The sequence below is a fragment of the Streptomyces sp. CB01580 genome, from assembly GCF_001905795.1.
GTDB lineage: Bacteria > Actinomycetota > Actinomycetes > Streptomycetales > Streptomycetaceae > Streptomyces.
Window position 1 is genome coordinate 163,067 of the sequence record NZ_LIXJ01000020.1, and the last position, 18,007, is coordinate 181,073.

The window sequence follows — 18,007 nt, forward strand, 5'->3', positions numbered from 1 at the left end:
CCCGCCGTCACCGCTTCACTGGCTGATACGCGTCCCGGCCGTGACCGCTGCCCCATAGCGTTCACGTCGTCACGCAGAGGGAAGAACAGCTCCGAGAGCGGAAGGGGGTACACCCGTGACCGAAGCGCACGACGGCGATTTCCCGGATGGTCTCAGCGCGGCGGAGCTGGGCATGTGGCAGGCGTTCCGGAACGGCAGCACCTACGATCTGCGGGACCGCGACCCGGCGCGGGACGACCCGTTCGCCCCGTGCGTCTGGGGTCCGGAACGGAGTGTGGACGGGCGTGTCGTGGCCCGGCTGCTGCTGTCGGGGCCGCCGCCGCGTCCCGGGCGGGTCGCGGCGCTGAAGCTCCGCGGGGTGCGGATCACCGGCACGCTGGATCTGGCGGGCGGGCGTGTCTCGCCGTACGTCGAGCTGACCGGCTGCCGCTTCGAGAACGAGGTGGTGTTCCCGGAGTGCCACTTCACGACACTGCGGATCGTCGGCTGCGCGATGCCCCGGCTGGAGGCGGCCCGGCTGCGGACCGAGGGCGATCTGCATCTGCCGCGCTGCCGGGTCCGTCGCGGGATCCGGCTCACCGACGCACAGATCGGCACCGATCTGCTGATCAACCAGATCGAGATCGGCCCCGACCGCAACGGGCGCGCCCTGGCCGCCGACGGCCTCGCGGTCGCCCAGGACCTCCAGGCGGAGCTGGTGGAGGCGCGCGGCGAGCTGAGCCTGCGCGGGGCGAAGGTCGGCGGTTCGCTCAGTCTGCGCGGCAGCCGGCTGCGCGGCCGGGAGGGCCGGCGCGCGCTGAACGCGCCCCAGCTGACGGTGGAGCGGTCGCTGTACATGAGCGAGGCGTGGGTGAGCGTCGACACCGGGATCCAGGGCACCACTCCCCCGTACGGCATCGTCATGGCGCCGACCCCGGCGCGCGGCACGCGTTCGCAGACCTTCGAGTGCCGGGGCGGGGTGCGGCTGGACGACGGGCGGTTCGGGGACGCGGTCGACCTGCACAAGGCGCGGTTCGTGCTGGCCCGGCACGAGGAGCTGTCGCTGCGCCGGATCGTGACCCCGGAGCTGCGGTTCAACGCGGAGCGGCCGGAGGAGGGCCGGGTCGTGCTGAACGGCGCGCGGGTGGCCACGCTGATCGACGTGTCGACCAGCTGGCCGGGACCCGGCGGTCTGGCGATGGGCGGCTTCGTGTACGAGAACCTCGTCCCCTACGGGCACTTCCCGCTCGCCCGGCGCCTGGAGTGGGTGGCCGCCGCGACCCCGGAGTACGTGCCGGAGCCGTACGAACGCCTGGCGACGGTGCTGCGGAACTGCGGGGAGGACGCCGACGCCCGCGAGGTGCTGCTGGCCAAGCAGCGGCGGCGGCGCGAGACGCTGCCGCTCGCCGCGAAGCTCTGGGGGTTCCTCCAGGACTGGACGGTGGCGTACGGCTACCGGCCGGGGCGGGCCGCGGTGTGGATGGCGGTGCTGTGGGCGGCGGGGACGCTGGCCTTCTCGCGGCACGCCCCGGCGCCGATCAAGGAGGACGAACATCCGGAGTGGAACCCCGCGCTGTACGCGCTCGACCTGCTGATACCGGTGATCAACCTCGGCCAGGACGGCTACTGGCGGATGAAGGACGGCTGGCAGTGGGGGTCGGCCGCGCTGATCCTGCTGGGCTGGATCCTGGCCACGACGGTCGCGGCGGGCGCCTCCCGGCTGCTGCGCCGCGGCTGAGAGCCTGTCGGGTGACCTTCGGCCGGAAAGCGGACGCGACGTGGTGCGTGCGATTCCAAGGCGCCGGGATGTCCTGGTAGCGCCGCTACCAGGACATCCCGGCAACGCCGGAAGCGTGCGTGCCAGGGCGTGGCCGCCCGGCCAGAGGTCACCCGACAGGCCCTGAGGCGCCCGCGGGGCCGGGCCGCCGTGCAGCGCCCCTCGCCGTGGACCGACCGCCCGGCCCCGCGTTCCTTTGCTTTTTTATTGCCCTTGCCCGGTACAACCCGTTCACTCGGCACCAAAGCTTCACAGCACCCCACTGGCGCCGTCCCGACCAGCGCTTTTCAATGGTCTGCACCATGTCACTCCTTCGTTCCCTGCTCCGTGCCACGCGCACGGCCCGGCGCTCCCCGCAGGAGTCCGCCGGGCCGACAGCGGACGGCGCGGTGCTGCTCGACGCTCCCGACGAACGGCTCTCCCCCGCGCTCGTCGCCGCCGCCGCCGGGACGTACGAACCGGCCGCGGAGCTCCTCGCCGCCACCCGGGACGGCGCCGAGTGGGAGAACCGCGACCGGTACCTCGGCCGGCTCGTCACGTTCGCCCGCAGTCGTGACGGCTGGCTGACCGCGTGGCTGGCCGCCGCCCCGCACGATCCCGACGCGCTGCTCGTCAAGGCCGAGCTGGCGGTCCGCAGGGCCTGGGAGTCGCCCGTACGGGCCGAGCAGCTGCGCGAGGTGATGCCGCTGATCACCGCGGCGGCACAGAGCGATCCGCGCGACCCGGTGCCGTGGCGGCTCGCGCTCGACCACGCCCGCGGCACCCGGGCCACGCACACCGCGTTCGAGGCGCTGTGGGAGCAGGCGGTCCGGCGTTCCTCGCACCATTACGGCTGCCATGTCGCGGCCCTGCGGTACCTCTCGGCCGCCTGGTACGGCTCGCACCGCGAGTGCTTCGACTTCGCCGAGCGGGCCGCCGAGGACTCGTTGCCCGGCTCGCTGGTGCGGGCGCTGCCCCTGCGCGCGGCGTACTCCCTGCTGGTCGAGGGGTCCGGGGGACGGACCACCCCGGTGCAGGAGGAACGGGTCGACGCGGCGGCGGACCTGGCGGCGGCCTTGTCCGCCTCGTTCGCGCCGGGCGACCCCTGGCCCGCCGAGGTCCGCAACCTGCTGGCGTACGTGCTGGTGGCCCGGGGCCGGTGGGACGCGGCGCTGGAACAGTTCCGGCGGATCGGGCCCCACGCGACGTCGTTCCCGTGGGCGTCGGTCTCCGAGGACCCGCTGGGACGGTTCCTCGAAGCGCGGGAGGAGGCACGGTCCCGGACGCCCGGTACGGGGCCCCTGCCGGGGCGGGCCCGCAGGGGCCGTCCGCGCGGCCATTACGCTTGACCGCTGTGACCACCGCTCGCCTGCCCCTGTTCCCGCTGAACGCGGTGCTTTTCCCGGGCCTCGTGCTGCCGCTGAACGTCTTCGAGGAGCGATATCGCGCCATGATGCGCGAACTGCTCCGGACCGACGAGGACGAACCCCGCCGTTTCGCGGTGGTCGCGATCCGGGACGGCCACGAGGTCGCCCCGACGGCCACCGGAATGCCGGGGGAGGCACACGACTCCGCCGGGCGCGGCCCCGCCGACGGCTTCGGTCCCGACCCGATCCGGGCCTTCCACCCGGTGGGCTGCATCGCCGACGCGGCGAAGATCCGGGAACGGCCGGACGGCACCTTCGAGGTCCTCGCGACCGGCACCACCCGCGTCGAGCTGCTCTCCGTCGACGCGAGCGGCCCCTACCTGACGGCGGAGCTCCGCGAACTGGACGAGGAACCGGGCGAGGAGGCGGGCGCGCTCGCCGAGGGCGTGCTGCGGGCCTTCCGCGGCTACCAGAAGCGCCTGGCCGGGGCGAGCCGACGTTCCCTGACGACGGGGGCGGAGTTGCCCGACGACCCCTCGGTCGTCTCCTACCTCGTCGCCGCCGCGGCCGTGCTGGACGTCCCGGCGAAGCAGCGGCTGCTCCAGGCCGCCGACACCGCGACCAGGCTGCGCGAGGAGCTGAAGATGCTGCGCGCCGAGACCGCCGTCATACGGCATCTCCCGTCGCTGCCCGCCGTGGAGCTGACGCGCGCCCCGACCCACCCCAACTGACCGACGGACCACCGGGGCCCGAGCACCTCCGGCCGACGAACCGGATCGCTCCGACCGACGAACCGACCACCCGAGGAATCCTCACCGTGGCGAAGAAGCCGAAGAAGCAGCAACAGTCCGGCGGCACTCCGGCGACGGTCGCGCTGACCGCGGCCGGTGCGGCTTTCACCGTCCACTCCTACGACCACGATCCGGCGTCGGCCTCGTACGGCGAGGAGGCCGCCGAGGCCCTGGGCGTCTCCCCCGACCGAGTCTTCAAGACCCTGGTCGCCGACGTGGACGGCACCCTCACCGTGGCGGTCGTCCCGGTGGCCGGCACCCTCGACCTCAAGGCGCTGGCCTCCGCCGTGGGCGGCAAGCGGGCCTCGATGGCCGACCCGGCCGCGGCGGAACGCACCACCGGTTACGTGCGGGGCGGCATCTCGCCGCTGGGCCAGCGCAAGCGGCTGCGCACGGTGCTGGACGCGTCGGCCCGCGCGCACGGGACGATCTGTGTGTCGGCGGGCCGCCGCGGGCTCGAAGTAGAGCTGTCCCCCGACGATCTGGCGTCGCTGACGGGGGCGGTGTTCGCGGAGATCGGCCGCGGGTAGCACCTGCCTGCACCCGGGCGGGCGCTCCCTCACCCCTCGTCCGTGCCTACGAGCCGGTCGGCGGAACCGGCGGGACACTCCCGCCGGGGGCCGTCCCCGGCCCTGCGGCCCCGTGTCCCGCGCCCGGGACCGGGCCGCCGGCCGCCCACCCCGGGAAGGTGCCCCACTCCGGCTCCGGGTCCCTCGGCCCGAACAGCGCCGTCAGCGCGAGGTGCACCACCATCGCCGTCACCGGCCAGGCCAGCCATGCCGCGACCGCCGTCCTCAGCTGGAGCGGCGCGTCGAAGACCACGCCCTTGCCGACCGCCCGCGCGTGGGCGACCACGTCCTGGTCCGGCCCGAGCCACTCGCCGAGCCGCCAGGCGAGCAGCGATCCGAGCACCCCGCCCACCGCGAGCGCCACCACCGTGGCGACACCGCCGCGGCGCCGGAACCAGAAGACCAGCGCGGCGGTCAGGGCCCCGAAACCCAGGGCCAGCAGCACGAACGTGCCGTCGGCGCCGATCGCCTCCTCGCCCTCGCTGTCCTGGAGGAAGACGGCCGTGCCGTCCGAGATCAGCGGAACCCTCGGCGCGAGCCACACCCACAGGAGCCCGAGCCCGGCACCGGCCACGGTCACCAGCAGGGCGACGGCCACCGCGCGCAGCAGTTCCGGTCCGGGGTCCCCCTCCCCCTCCGCAGCCGGCCGGGATCCGGGGCCCGCCTTCCCGGGACCGTCCCAGTGCTGCGGGGTCTGCCAGGGGTTGTCGGACGAGGGCCGGTGAGGCGGCGTCAGAGGTGCGGTCACCGTGCCATCGTGCCAGGCATCCCCGCGCACCGCCTCATCGGACCGCCGCCCTGCGGTACGCCCAGGTGGCCGCGGCCAGCGAGAGGACGCCGACGACCGCGCAGACCGCGAGGTCCAGGACGACGGCCGCCCAGTCCGGATGGGCGTCGAAGGACCGTGCGAGCGCCTCGACCCCGTACGTCGACGGCAGCAGATCGCGCGCCCAGTCGACCGGGGTGGGCAGCCGGTCGGCCGGCAGGACGCCGAGCAGCAGCGCCGCCGACATGCCGAGCTGCCCGAGCAGCGTGGCCAGCTCCTGCCGGGGCGCGAGCAGCCCCAGCGCGGCGCCGAGCCCGGAGAGCGCCGCCCCGGACAGCGGGATGACGGCGACGAGCACCCACAGATGCGTCAGCGGAAGCCCGAACAGCACGCTCCCCGCGACCGCCGTGACGATCGTGCCGGGCACGGTGAAGGAGGCGTACGCCCCTGCCGCGCCCAGCACCACGGCGGCGGGCGGCACCGGCAGGGTGGCGTAGTGGTCGAGTCCGCCCCCGGCCCGCAGCTGCCCGAAGTACTGGGCGAGCAGGTTGAGCGCGACGAACGCCACCACGAGGACGCTGGAACCGGCGACGACCGCCCGTGCCTCGGAGCCGCCGTCGACGACCCCGCGCATCAGCACCATGATCCCGACGGACTGGAACGTCGCGACGAACAGCAGCGGAATACGGGCCACCCGGGCCCGGGACAGCTGGGCGCGGTACACGGCCGCGAGCGAGGGGAACAGCCGGGCCCGCGGCGCGAGCGGCACGGGGGCCGCCCCGTCGTGGCCGTCGCCGCCGTCGGCCCGGACGTCGGTGGCGGGACCGACCGGTCCGGCCACCGCCTGCGCGGGAACGATGCTCGTCACCTGGCGCTGCTCCTGTCCACTCGCCGCCCGGCCACGCGCGCGCACCCGGCCGCCCCTGCCACCCGCGACACCTCGGCCGCCCCCGCCGTCCCGCCCGTACCGGTCGCCCCGGTCACGACTTCACCAGCCCCTTGCGCACGTCCCCGCCGAGCGCGAGATAGACGTCCTCCAGGCTGGGCGTCGCCAGGGTGAAGTCGTCGAGCGCGGCGAACGCCGCGCCGCCGGTCACCGCGGCGACCGCGGCCCGTGCCTCGTCGGGCCCGAGCCGCAGCACCCAGCGCCGCCCGGACTCCTGCGCCGAACCGCGCAACGCGGCCACCTCGGGGACGTCCAGCGGCGCCCGCTCGCGCCACACCAGCTCCACCCGGACCTCACCGGCGACGCGCTCCTTGAGTCCGTTCGGCGTGTCGCAGGCGATGACGCGGCCGTGCTCGATCACCGCGACCCGGTCGAGGACCGTCTCGGCCTCGATGACGTTGTGAGTGACCAGCAGGACGGTCGTGCCGCGCTCGGCCCGGCGCCGGTCCACGGCGGCCCACACCGCGCGGCGCGCGACCGGGTCCATTCCGGTGGTCGGTTCGTCCAGGACGAGCACGGGCCGCTCGCCGACCAGCGCGGCGGCGAAGCAGGCGAGCCGCCGCTGTCCCCCGGAGAGCTTCTTCAGGGGGCGTCCGGCGATGCCGGTGAGGCCCAGTTCGTCGAGCACGTCGTCGCGCTCGGCCCGGGCCTCGGCCACCGCGAGACCGCGCAGCCGGCCGGTGGTCTCGGCGGCGAGCGACACGGTCAGCTCGTCGAGGGCGGTGGACTCCTGCCCGAGGTAGCCGATCAGCCGGGAGGCCCGTTCGGGGTGGCGCACCAGATCGTGGCCCAGCACGGTGACGCTGCCGGAGTCGGGCCGCATCAGCCCGGTGAGCTGCCGTACCAGGGTGGACTTCCCGGCACCGTTGGGGCCGAGCAGTCCGAAGATCTCGCCGCGCCGCACGTCCAGGCTGATGCCGTCGGTGGCGCGGACCTCCGGTGTGGCCGGTGCGCCGCGACGGCCGCGTGCGGCGGGGTAGGTCTTGACCAGGTCACGCACCGCGCACACGGTCCCGGTCCGCGTCTGCGCCTGTGCCGTGCCCGTACTCACGAGGTACGAGAGTACGGGGTCGCGCGACCCGGATCACGCCCGGGGCCGGGCCCGGCCGACGTAGGCACCGCTCCCACCGGCCGCTTCGTCCGTCCGCGCGCCCGGTGCGCCTCCGGGCGCGCGGACGGGGCGCGTCCGGTCCCGGACCGGGCGCCCCGGACGCCGTCAGTCCCCGGAAGAACCCGTGCGCTCCGGCACCGGGGTGCGCCCCGCCGCCGCGCGTACGTCGATCTCCCGCCAGAATCCCGCACGGATGGCATAGCGGTCGTGCTCGTCGATCTGGTCGTCCTTGTGGGCGAGCAGGCCGAAGCGTGCCGCGTAGCGCAGCAGTTCGCCGTCGATGCGGTGCGGGACGCGCGGGTACATCGTCGACAGCTTCTGCAGATGGGTGTGGTCGGACAGCCGCTCCATCCAGCGGCGGGCGAAGACCTGGCCCACCTCGAAGGGGTCGCCGCCGACGGTGGTGATGTCCTCCTCCCGGTCCGCCCAGCGCTGCTCGGCGCTGGTGAGCTGGGCCAGCGTGGGGAGGGACGCGGTGTCGGCGGGTTCGCCGAGCGGTCCGCCGCGCTCGATCCAGCCCTTGTCGGAGGACCAGCGCAGCGTGGCGCCCGCCGACGCGGAAGGGGCGGAGGGCTGGGTGCCGGGCCCGCGCAGGCTGCCCGCCAGGTCCTTCGGGGTGGGCACGCCCCTTCCCCCGGGGCCGGGCCGCTCGGCGGCGCCGTCCTCCTCGGGCTGCGGGGCGCTCCCGTCGGCCTCGGCCGCCACCCGCGCCTCCGACGCCCGCTCGGCGGACGCCGCGAGGGCCGCCTCCGGGAGCGGCGCGGAGAGGATCGCGGCGATCTCCGGACCGGGTGCGGGCGGTGGGGCGCAGACGCCGCCGGTCTCCTTGGCCCGTACGGCCTGGGTGATCCAGGTCCGGTCGAGCACCCGGCGTTCGTCGGCCTCGGCGACCAGGTCCTCGGACTGGTTGTAGTCGCCGTCGGCGGCCTGCACGGCCCACAGATGGACGGCGACGCCGTGTTCCTTCGCCGACATCAGGCCCGGCAGCAGGTCCCCGTCGCCGGTCACCAGCACCACGTCGGAACAGGCCCGGTTCCTGGCCAGTTCGGTGAGCTCCGCGTGCATCGCGGCGTCGACGCCCTTCTGTGCCCAGCGCCCGTCGCTGCGGGTCAGGGCGCCGAGCCGGACGGTCACCCGGGGCATCACGCGCAGTCTGCGGTGCTCGGGCTGCGGCACCCGGTCGGGGGCGCCGTCGAACCAGTAGATCCGCAGCAACGGCTGCCGCGTATCGGCCTCCGCCAGCTCGCGCAGCCCTCGGATGAGAGCCGCGTGGTCGACGGTGATGCGGGAACGGGCAGGTTCCCCGGCCAGCAGGCTCGCGGCCGCACCCAGCAGGTAGCCGGCGTCCACCAGGACGACGCAACGGTCCACGCGTTCCACCCTCTTCCGGGAGTTCGGGTGTGGTCTTTGCGAAGAGTTTCCTTCGAGTCTGCCCGAATGCGCGGGGGTAAACGGCCGGAACTCGATCATCGGCGTGGCGAACCCGGGAAGGCGCGAATTGTACACCCTGGCCACATCGTCATAACGCACGGTAATGATCCAACATGCACGGTTCATCCCATTATGTGAGCCTGGACGCGGTCCTGGCCCCGAGAGTCCCCCAGGAGGAACACCATGGCCAAGAACAAGAACCGCAAGCAGAGCAGCCGGCAGAACCGCACGTCCGCACCCCAGCAGGGCGCGGAAGAGGCCAAGCAGACCTCGTACGAGTCGCAGATACAGCAGTCGCAGGCCCAGGGCAGCCCTTCCGATGCCGCCCGTAAGCACCAGCGCCGCTTCGGCCACAACTGACCGATAATGTCCGGTCGTCCGGTGACAGGCCGCGGGACCGACAGGGGCGCCCCCGCCATGTGCGGGGGCGCCCCTGTGTGCTCCTCACGTGCACACCCGCCTTCCGTGCGCGCACGCCCCGGCAATGTCTCCCGGTGTGCGCGTGCCCGAGGCGTGTGTCCCGGTGCGCGAGTCCCGCCGTCGCGGGACCGGTTGTTCAGCCGGCCAGGCAGGACGGTCCGAGCAGCACCTTCAGGTCGCCGTAGAGCGCCGGGTCGGGCTTCACCCGGTGCCGGTCGAGCCGGAGCACCGTGGTCTTGCGGGGGCCCTGGAGCCTGATCCGCACCTCGGTGTCGCCCCGGTGGTTGCTGAGCACCTCGCCGAGGCGGCTGACCATGGGCGGGGTGACCTTGACGGTGGGGATGGTCAGGATCACGGGGGCGTTGGTGCCCGCCGCCGAGACGTCGGGGACCTGCATCTCCATCGCGACCAGCCGGGGCACGTCCTCGCGCTTGTCGAGGCGGCCCTTGACGAACACGATGGTGTCCTCGACCAGCTGGGTGGACACCAGCTGGTAGGTGGCCGGGAAGAACATGCACTCGATGGAGCCGGCCAGGTCCTCGACGGTGGCGATCGCCCAGGCGTTGCCCTGCTTGGTCATCTTGCGCTGGAGGCCGGAGATGATGCCGCCGACGGTGACGATGGCGCCGTCCGCGTGCTCCCCGCCGGTCAGCTGGGAGATCGAGGCGTCGGCCTTGTCGGACAGCACGTGCTCCAGGCCGAAGAGCGGGTGGTCGGAGACGTAGAGGCCCAGCATCTCGCGCTCCTGCGCCAGCAGGTAGGACTTCTCCCACTCGACATCGGAGAACTCCACGTCGAGCCCGAAGCCCGGCTCGTCGCTGTCCTCGTCGCCCATGCCTCCGAAGAGGTCGAACTGGCCCTCGGCCTCCTTCCGCTTGACCTGCACCACGTTGTCGATCATCGGTTCGTGGTGGGCGACCAGGCCCTTGCGGGTGTGCCCCATCTCGTCGAAGGCCCCGGCCTTGATCAGCGACTCGACGGTCCGCTTGTTGCAGACCACGGCCTCGACCTTGTCCAGGAAGTCCGGGAAGGTGCTGTACTTCCCCTTCGCCTTGCGGCACCGGATGATCGAGTCGACCACGTTCTGGCCCACGTTGCGCACGGCCGTCAGGCCGAAGAGGATCACGTCGTCGCCCTGGGCCGCGAAGTTCGACAGGGACTCGTTCACATTGGGCGGCAGCACCTTGATGCCCATGCGGCGGCACTCGTTGAGGTAGACCGCGGACTTGTCCTTGTCGTCCTTGACCGAGGTCAGCAGCGCCGCCATGTATTCGGCGGGGTAGTTCGCCTTCAGGTACGCGGTCCAGTACGTGACCAGGCCGTACGCGGAGGAGTGCGCCTTGTTGAACGCGTATCCGGCGAACGGGACCAGCACGTCCCACAGCGCCTGGATCGCCGCGTCGGAGTAGCCCTTCTCCTTGGCGCCGGCCTGGAAGAGGACGAAGTTCTTCTCCAGCTCCTCGGGCTTCTTCTTGCCCATCACACGGCGCAGGATGTCGGCCTCGCCGAGCGAGTAACCGGCGACGATCTGGGCGGCCTTCTGCACCTGCTCCTGGTAGACGATCAGGCCGTAGGTCAGGCCCAGGGTCTCCTTGAGCGGCTCCTCCAGCTCCGGGTGGATCGGGGTGATCTCCTGGCGGCCGTTCTTGCGCTCGGCGTAGTTCGTGTGCGAGTTCATGCCCATCGGGCCCGGCCGGTACAGGGCCGAGACGGCGGAGATGTCCTCGAAGTTGTCGGGCTGCATCTGGCGCAGCAGGGAGCGCATCGGGCCGCCGTCGAACTGGAACACGCCGAGCGTGTCGCCGCGGCAGAGCATCTCGTACGTCTTGGGGTCGTCCAGCGGGAGGCCGAGCAGGTCCAGCTTGACGCCCTTGTTGCTCTCCACCATCTTGACGGCGTCGTCCATGATGGTGAGGTTGCGCAGGCCGAGGAAGTCCATCTTCAGCAGGCCGAGCGACTCGCACTGCGGGTAGTCCCACTGCGTGATGGTGACGCCGTCGGTGTGCCTCACCCAGACCGGTGCGTGGTCGACGATCGGCTCGCTGGACATGATGACGCCGGCGGCGTGCACGCCCATCTGCCGGACCAGGCCCTCCACACCCTTCGCGGTGTCGATGACCTTCTTCACGTCCGGTTCGTTCTCGTACATCCCCCGGATCTCGCCCGCCTCGCTGTAGCGCGGGTGCTTGGGGTTGGTGATGCCGTCGAGATCGATGCCCTTGCCGAGGACGTCGGCGGGCATGGCCTTGGTGAGCCGGTCGCCCATCGCGTAGGGGTAGCCGAGGACGCGCGCGGAGTCCTTGATGGCGTTCTTCGCCTTGATCTTGCCGTACGTGCCGATCATGGCGACCTTGTCGGCGCCGTACTTCTCCGTCACGTACCTGATCACCTCGACGCGCCGACGCTCGTCGAAGTCGATGTCGACGTCGGGCATCGAGACGCGCTCGGGGTTGAGGAACCGCTCGAAGATCAGTCCGTGCTCGATCGGGTCGAGGTCGGTGATGCCCATGGCGTACGCCACGATCGAGCCGGCCGCGGAGCCTCGGCCGGGGCCGACCGCGATGCCGTTGTTCTTCGCCCACATGATGAAGTCGGCGACCACGAGGAAGTAGCCCGGGAACCCCATCTGGATGATGACGTCCATCTCGTACTCGGCCTGCTTCTGCCGGTCCTCGGGGACGCCGCCCGGGAAGCGGCGGGCCATGCCCCGCCGCACCTCCTCCTGGAACCAGGTGACCTCGGTGAAGCCCTCCGGAATCTCGAACTTCGGCATCAGGTCGCGCTTCTCGAACATGCCGGTGGTGTCGATCTGCTCGGCGACCAGCAGCGTGTTGCGGCACCCCTCCTGCCAGGCGTCGGAGGAGTCGACGGCGTACATCTCGTCGGTCGTCTTGAGGTAGTAGCCGGTGCCGTCGAAGCGGAAGCGGTCCGGGTCGGAGAGGTTCTTGCCGGTCTGGATGCACAGCAGCGCGTCGTGCGCGGTGGCCTCGTGCGCGTAGGTGTAGTGCGAGTCGTTGGTCACCAGCGGCGGGATGCCGAGCTTCCGGCCGATCTCCAGGAGCCCGTCACGGACCCGGTGCTCGATGTCGATGCCGTGGTCCATCAGCTCCAGGAAGTACTTGCCCTCGCCGAAGATGTCCTTGTAGTCGGAGGCCGCCTGGAGCGCCTCGTCGAACTGGCCCAGCCGCAGCCGGGTCTGCACCTCTCCGGAGGGGCAGCCGGTGGAGGCGATGAGGCCCTCGGACCACTGGGCGATGGTCTCCTTGTCCATGCGCGGCCACTTCTGCAGCCAGCCCTCGGCGTACGCGTCCGAGGACAGCCGGAAGAGGTTGTGCAGGCCCGTGCTGTTCGACGCCCAGATCGTCTTGTGGGTGTAACCACCGGAACCCGAGACGTCGTCGCGCTTCTGGTGCGGCTGGCCCCACTGGACCTTCCGCTTGTGCTTGCGGGACTCCGGGGCGACGTACGCCTCGATCCCGATGATCGGCGTCACCCCCGCCTTCTTCGCCGAGTGGAAGAAGTCGTACGCCCCGTGCAGGTTGCCGTGGTCCGTCATCGCGATGTGCGTCATGCCCATCTCGTTGCACGCCTCGAACATGTCCTTGAGCCGCGCGGCACCGTCCAGCAGCGAGTACTGGGTGTGGACGTGCAGGTGCGTGAAGGGCGGCTTGCTCACGGCGGTGGGCCTCCGAAGTGCAGGCGCGGCGCGTAGCGCCTCGATGAGGGGCGGCGGTCGGGCGACGGGCGGGCGGGCTGCGGGTGACGGGTGGGGACAGCGTGGAAGTCTACGTCTCCGGGAGGGGGAAACGCCGGGCACTCCCGGACCCGGTCGCGCGTTGGAGGTGCTGGGAAAACCGTCCCGTTCGTCCCGGTGCCGTGACCGGCACCGACACGTCAGGCACCAGGAGGCACCCAGAGATGTCGGAACCGCAGACCGGCGCGGCGCGGCGCGGGGAGCAGATTCTCGAGGTCTTCGACACCGCTTTCGGCGAGCTGCTGGCGGCGGACCCCGCCGCCTTCCGGGTGAAGTTCCGCAGGATGGCGGGGTCGGCGTTCGCCTTCTACCGGGGGACGGCGTGCCTGTTCTACCGGGACCTGGAGCGGGAGCGGAACGGCGGACCGTATCTGGACGAGCGGACCGGCCGGGTGTGGATCCACGGCGATCTGCACGCGGAGAACTTCGGCACGTACATGGACGCCAACGGCCGGCTGGTCTTCAACGTGAACGACTTCGACGAGGCGTACGTCGGGCCGTTCACCTGGGACCTGAAGCGGTTCGCCGCCTCGGTCGCGCTGATCGGCTACGCGAAGGCGCTGAGCGACGACCAGATCACGGAGCTGGTCCGGATCTACGCGGCGGCCTACCGGGAGCGGATCCACGCCCTGGCGACGGGCGCGAAGACCGACGAGCTGCCGCCGTTCACACTGGACACGGCCGAGGGCCCGCTGCTGGCCGCGCTGCGCGACGCGCGGTCGCAGACGCGGTTCTCGCTGCTGGACTCGATGACGGAGATCCGGGACTTCGAGCGCCGGTTCGCGGCGGGCGGCGGCGCGATCGACCTGGACGCGGCGACGCGCTACAAGGTGCTGGCCGCGTTCGACGAGTATCTGGAGACGCTCCCGGAGTCGAGCCTGACCCGCCCCGACTCGTACCGGGTGAAGGACGTCGTGGGCCGTCGCGGCATCGGTATCGGTTCGGCCGGGCTGCCGTCGTACAACATCCTGCTGGAGGGCAACAGCGACGCCCTGGAGAACGATGTGGTGATCTATCTCAAGCAGGCGCAGACCCCGGCGGTCTCCCGGCACATCACCGACCCGGCCGTGCGGGGGTACTTCCACCACGAGGGCCATCGCACGGTCATCTCGCAGCGCGCCCTCCAGGCGCACGCCGACCCGTGGCTGGGCTGGACGGAGCTGGACGGCGCCGGGCAGCTGGTGGCCGAGGTGTCGCCGTACGCGGTGGACCTGGACTGGTCGGGCATCGACGAGCCGGAGGAGATCGCGGCAGTCGTCGCCGATCTGGGCCGGGCGACGGCGACGATGCACTCCGCGGCGGACGACGAGAGCGGGCACTCACTGGTGCCGTTCTCCACGGAGCGGGCGATCGACGCGGCGATCGCGGCGGACGAGGAGGGCTTCGCCGGGCTGCTGGTGGACTTCGCCCACGCGTACGGCTCGCGGGCCCGCGCCGACCACCAGATCTTCGTGGACCTCTTCCGCAACGGTCGCATTCCGGGGCTGTAGGCGCTTCGCAAGCCGTAGGCCGCCCACCTCTTCGGCCTCACAGATTCGCATGGGACACTCCTCGACGATGGACATATCCGGGACGCACCTCAGAGTCGTTCGCGCGGCGCTCTTCACAGCGCTCGTCGTGACGCTCTCCACCGCGTCCCATGTGCTGCTCTCCCGGGTGCCGCTGCCGCTGACCGCCGTGGCCCTGCTGGCCGGGGCAGTCTTCGCCGTGGCGTTCGCGCTGGCAGGCCGGGAGCGCGGCTTCTGGGCCATCGCCGGGCTGCTGGTCCCGCTGGAGCTGGCCGCCGACACCTTCTTCACCACCGGTCAGCACCTCTGTTACGGCGCGGCGGGCGGCCCGATCGCGGGGCCGCTGCGCTCGGTCGGGGTGGACGTGCTGTGCGGCGGCGACATCGGCGCCGGCGCGTCACCGGCCGGTGACATCGGCGCCCCGCTCGCCTCGGTGACCGGCGCCGGGCACACGGCGGCCGCGCTGCTGGCCTCCCCCGGCCCCGCGGTGCCGTGGCTGCTGCTCGCCGCCCATGTGTCGGTCGGGCTGCTCGCCGCGGCCTGGCTCCGGCGCGGCGAGTCCGCACTGGTCTCCCTGCTGGGGGCGGCCGCCGCCCTGGCGTTCCGGCCGCTGCTGATAGCGGTCGCCGTGGTGGGTGCGGCCTGCCGGACCGTACGCCTCAAGGTGCGCCCCGCCGGGCACGGCCCGCACCCGCTCCTGCACGCCCGTGTGCTCGTGCACTCCGTGGGACGGAGGGGACCACCGCGCTCGGCCCGCGCCATCGCCTGAGCACGTACGTCCCCAAGACCTCACACCACGGAGAGAACAACATGAGCAAGCGCAACAACCAGGCCAACAAGGCGGCGGCCCGCGAGCGTCTGCGCGCCGAGCGCGAGCGGCAGGCGAAGCGGGACAAGACCCGTCGGCAGGTGGTCGTCGGCCTCTCGATCGTCGCGGTGCTGGCGATCGCCGGCGGCGTCGGCTGGGGTGTCATGGAGATGAACAAGCCGTCCCACTGGGAGGCGGCCAAGGACGAGAAGAAGGTCACGGCGCCGAAGAACACCTCGGGCGAGAACGGCACGACCGTCGTGATCGGCAAGTCGACCGCCAAGAAGACGCTGGAAGTGTACGAGGACGCGCGCTGCCCGATCTGCGGCACGTTCGAGCAGACCATCGGCGAGACGGTGCACAAGGACGTCGACGCCGGCAAGTACAAGATCAAGTACGTCGGTGCCACGTTCCTCGACGACGCCACCAACGGCGAGGGCTCGAAGAACGCGCTCAGCGCGCTCGGCGCGGCGCTCGACGTCAGCCCGGAGGCCTTCCTCGACTACAAGTTCGCGCTCTACTCCGCGAAGTACCACCCGGAGGAGAACGACGACAAGTTCAAGAAGGACTCCTACCTGATCGAGATCGCGAACACGGTCGACGCCCTGAAGGGCAACAAGGAGTTCCAGAAGAACGTCGAGGACGGCACGTTCGACGCCTGGGCGATGAAGATGTCCCAGACGTTCGACAAGAGCGGCGTGAGGGGCACCCCCACGCTGAAGATGGACGGCAAGCTGATCACCGGCGCGGGCAGCGAGAACGCCCCGATGACGGTGGAGGAGTTCAACACCGCGGTCGACGCCGCGCTGAAGGGCTGAGACCCGCCCGCCGCACCGGAGCCGCGCGTTCCGGGCGGAACGGCTCCCACCGTATGGCCGATTCCTGACGACTGTTCAGCAACGGGCAGGCGAACTTCCTCCGTTCGCCTGCCCGTTGGGCTTACCGGTCAGTAAGGTCCCGGCGCATGACCTCTCGACACCTTCCGCCGCAGCCGGCCGCCCCCAGTCGCCGCACGGTCGTCAAGGCCGCCGCCACCGCCGCCGCCGTCGCACTCCCCGTACTCGGCTCCGCCGGCGCCGCGCGCGCCGCCGACGGGCCCGCCTTCCTGCACGGCGTCGCCTCCGGCGACCCGCTCCCCGACGGCATCCTCCTGTGGACCCGCGTCACCCCCACGCCCGACGCCGCGCCCGGTTCCGGCCGCGGTGCCGACACGACGGTGAGCTGGGAGGTCGCCGAGGACAAGGGCTTCTCGCGGATCGTCTCCCGCGGCTCCACCGTCGCGCGGGCCGCCTCCGACCACACCGTCAAGGCCGACATACGCGGGCTGCGCCCGGCCACCACGTACTGGTTCCGCTTCTCGGCGGGCGACGGCTCGGCGGTCCTCTCGCCCACCGGCCGCACCCGCACCGCGCCCGCCGCCGGGGCCACCGTCGGCGGTCTGCGCTTCGGCGTGGTCTCGTGCGCCAACTGGGAGGCCGGTTTCTTCTCCCCGTACCGGCACCTCGCGGCCCGCACCGACCTCGACGCGGTACTGCACCTGGGCGACTACATCTACGAGTACGCGTCGGGTGTCTACCCGGCCGCGAAGTACGTCGTACGGCCGCACGAGCCCCGGCACGAGATCCTCACCCTCGCCGACTACCGCACCCGGCACGGTCACTACAAGACGGACGCCGACCTCCAGACCCTGCACGCCACCCACCCGGTGATCGCGATCTGGGACAACCACGAGATCGCCAACGACACCTGGTCGGGCGGGGCCGAGAACCACACGCCGGACACGGAGGGCTCCTGGGCCGACCGTGCCGCGGGCGCCAGGCAGGCGTACTTCGAGTGGATGCCGGTCCGCCCCGCCACCGAGGGCACCGTCTACCGGCGGCTGCGCTTCGGCGACCTGGCCGACCTCCATCTCCTGGATCTGCGCACCTTCCGCTCGCAGCAGTCGACGGTCGGCAACGGCTCGGTCGACGACCCGGCACGCACGATCACCGGCCGGGCGCAGCTGGACTGGCTGAAGGCGGGCCTGGCCGGTTCGGACGCCGCATGGAAGCTGGTCGGGACGTCGGTGATGATCTCGCCGGTCGCGTTCGGCGCGCTGCCCGCGCACCTGCTGGAGCCGCTGGCCGAGCTGCTGGGGCTGCCGAAGGAGGGGCTCGCCGTCAACGTCGACCAGTGGGACGGCTACACCAGCGACCGCAAGGAACTGATCACGCATCTGCGGGACCGGTCGATCACCAACACGGTGTTCCTCACCGGCGACATCCACATGGCCTGGGCCAACGACGTGCCGGTGAAGGCGGCCACGTACCCGCTCTCGGCCTCGGCGGCCACCGAGTTCGTGGTGACGTCGGTGACCTCGGACAACCTGGACGACACCCTGCACGTGGCGCCGGGGACCCTCTCGGCGGTCGCGAGCACGGCGGTGAAGGCCGCCAACCGCCATGTGAAGTGGGTGGACATGGACTCGCACGGCTACGGCGTCCTGGACGTGACCGCGGAGCGCTCGCAGATGGACTACTACGTCGTGTCCGACCGTTCGAAGCGGGACGCGACCTCGTCCTGGGCGCGTTCGTACCGGACGCTGAGCGGAACGCAGAAGGTCGAACGGGTGAACCAGCCGGTGCGTTGAGGGTTCATTTTCAGCCACCCGGACTCGTGTTGACGAGGTGTTGCATCGCTACGGCGGGTGGTGTGCCTCCACGCACCAATGGGGACACACCGCCCGCCGGAGTAACGCGTGACGTCGCGTCCGCGTCTCAAACCCTGGAACACGAGGATTCTTTCCTCCCCGTTCCGACCGG

At 71.9% G+C, this 18,007-nt stretch carries 14 protein-coding genes; 9 read left to right on the forward strand and 5 right to left on the reverse strand.

Translation table 11 applies throughout. From position 1 onward, the window contains the following. Positions 1–115: 115 nt before the first annotated feature. From AMK22_RS25840 to ybaK, 4 genes are all read left to right on the forward strand, one after another. Positions 116–1,717, forward strand: a complete 1,602-nt coding sequence (locus AMK22_RS25840; RefSeq protein WP_073788775.1) for an oxidoreductase — start codon at positions 116–118, stop codon at positions 1,715–1,717. Positions 1,718–2,046: 329 nt separating this feature from the next. Then, positions 2,047–3,084 carry a hypothetical protein gene (locus AMK22_RS25845; protein ID WP_073788776.1) on the forward strand — a complete coding sequence of 346 codons (1,038 nt, stop codon included), beginning with the start codon at positions 2,047–2,049 and terminating at the stop codon, positions 3,082–3,084. 5 nt (positions 3,085–3,089) lie between these two features. Beyond that, entirely contained in the window at positions 3,090–3,833 is a 744-nt protein-coding gene (locus AMK22_RS25850; protein ID WP_073788777.1) for an LON peptidase substrate-binding domain-containing protein, read from the forward strand. 86 nt (positions 3,834–3,919) lie between these two features. Beyond that, the gene (ybaK, locus tag AMK22_RS25855; protein WP_073788779.1) at positions 3,920–4,423 is read left to right on the forward strand and encodes a Cys-tRNA(Pro) deacylase; all 504 of its coding nucleotides are present in this window, start codon (positions 3,920–3,922) and stop codon (positions 4,421–4,423) included. Positions 4,424–4,469: 46 nt separating this feature from the next. On the opposite strand, the gene AMK22_RS25860 is transcribed toward ybaK, so the two are convergent. The 4 genes from AMK22_RS25860 to AMK22_RS25875 form a co-directional block, all read right to left on the reverse strand. After that, positions 4,470–5,210, reverse strand: a complete 741-nt coding sequence (locus AMK22_RS25860) for an ABC transporter permease (RefSeq protein WP_073788781.1) — start codon at positions 5,208–5,210, stop codon at positions 4,470–4,472. A gap of 34 nt (positions 5,211–5,244) precedes the next feature. Continuing rightward, positions 5,245–6,096 (reverse strand): ABC transporter permease, encoded by an 852-nt coding sequence (locus AMK22_RS25865; RefSeq protein WP_073788783.1) that lies wholly within the window; start codon positions 6,094–6,096, stop codon positions 5,245–5,247. A 112-nt stretch (positions 6,097–6,208) separates the two neighbouring features. Beyond that, complete coding sequence (locus tag AMK22_RS25870) at positions 6,209–7,183, reverse strand: ABC transporter ATP-binding protein (RefSeq protein WP_073788785.1); 975 nt, start codon at positions 7,181–7,183, stop codon at positions 6,209–6,211. A gap of 207 nt (positions 7,184–7,390) precedes the next feature. Next, entirely contained in the window at positions 7,391–8,665 is a 1,275-nt protein-coding gene (locus AMK22_RS25875) for an NYN domain-containing protein (protein ID WP_073788787.1), read from the reverse strand. A 234-nt stretch (positions 8,666–8,899) separates the two neighbouring features. Here AMK22_RS25875 and AMK22_RS40195 point away from each other — a divergent pair, with 234 nt between their 5' ends. Beyond that, positions 8,900–9,076, forward strand: a complete 177-nt coding sequence (locus tag AMK22_RS40195; RefSeq protein WP_199883316.1) for a hypothetical protein — start codon at positions 8,900–8,902, stop codon at positions 9,074–9,076. 196 nt (positions 9,077–9,272) lie between these two features. Here AMK22_RS40195 and dnaE read toward each other — a convergent pair whose 3' ends face one another. Beyond that, positions 9,273–12,812: a DNA polymerase III subunit alpha gene (dnaE, locus tag AMK22_RS25880; protein ID WP_073788789.1), complete on the reverse strand. Its 3,540-nt coding sequence runs from the start codon at positions 12,810–12,812 to the stop codon at positions 9,273–9,275. A gap of 242 nt (positions 12,813–13,054) precedes the next feature. Between dnaE and AMK22_RS25885 the strand changes: the two genes are divergently transcribed. The 4 genes from AMK22_RS25885 (at position 13,055) to AMK22_RS25900 (ending at position 17,835) form a co-directional block, all read left to right on the forward strand. Continuing rightward, positions 13,055–14,380: a DUF2252 domain-containing protein gene (locus AMK22_RS25885; protein WP_073788791.1), complete on the forward strand. Its 1,326-nt coding sequence runs from the start codon at positions 13,055–13,057 to the stop codon at positions 14,378–14,380. A gap of 67 nt (positions 14,381–14,447) precedes the next feature. Beyond that, positions 14,448–15,167, forward strand: a complete 720-nt coding sequence (locus AMK22_RS25890; protein WP_073788950.1) for a hypothetical protein — start codon at positions 14,448–14,450, stop codon at positions 15,165–15,167. A gap of 41 nt (positions 15,168–15,208) precedes the next feature. Then, a complete protein-coding gene (locus tag AMK22_RS25895) occupies positions 15,209–16,024 on the forward strand; it encodes a DsbA family protein (RefSeq protein WP_073788793.1) in 816 nt (271 codons plus the stop codon). Positions 16,025–16,170: 146 nt separating this feature from the next. Continuing rightward, complete coding sequence (locus AMK22_RS25900; protein WP_073788795.1) at positions 16,171–17,835, forward strand: alkaline phosphatase D family protein; 1,665 nt, start codon at positions 16,171–16,173, stop codon at positions 17,833–17,835. Positions 17,836–18,007: the final 172 nt, after the last annotated feature.

Coding starts and splice junctions, on each gene's coding strand:
- AMK22_RS25845 (WP_073788776.1), top strand. CDS start 2,047: ATGGTCTGCACCATGTCACTCCTTCGTTCCCTGCTCCGTGCCACGCGC.
- AMK22_RS40195 (WP_199883316.1), top strand. CDS start 8,900: ATGGCCAAGAACAAGAACCGCAAGCAGAGCAGCCGGCAGAACCGCACG.
- AMK22_RS25885 (WP_073788791.1), top strand. CDS start 13,055: ATGTCGGAACCGCAGACCGGCGCGGCGCGGCGCGGGGAGCAGATTCTC.
- AMK22_RS25890 (WP_073788950.1), top strand. CDS start 14,448: ATGGACATATCCGGGACGCACCTCAGAGTCGTTCGCGCGGCGCTCTTC.
- AMK22_RS25895 (WP_073788793.1), top strand. CDS start 15,209: ATGAGCAAGCGCAACAACCAGGCCAACAAGGCGGCGGCCCGCGAGCGT.
- AMK22_RS25900 (WP_073788795.1), top strand. CDS start 16,171: ATGACCTCTCGACACCTTCCGCCGCAGCCGGCCGCCCCCAGTCGCCGC.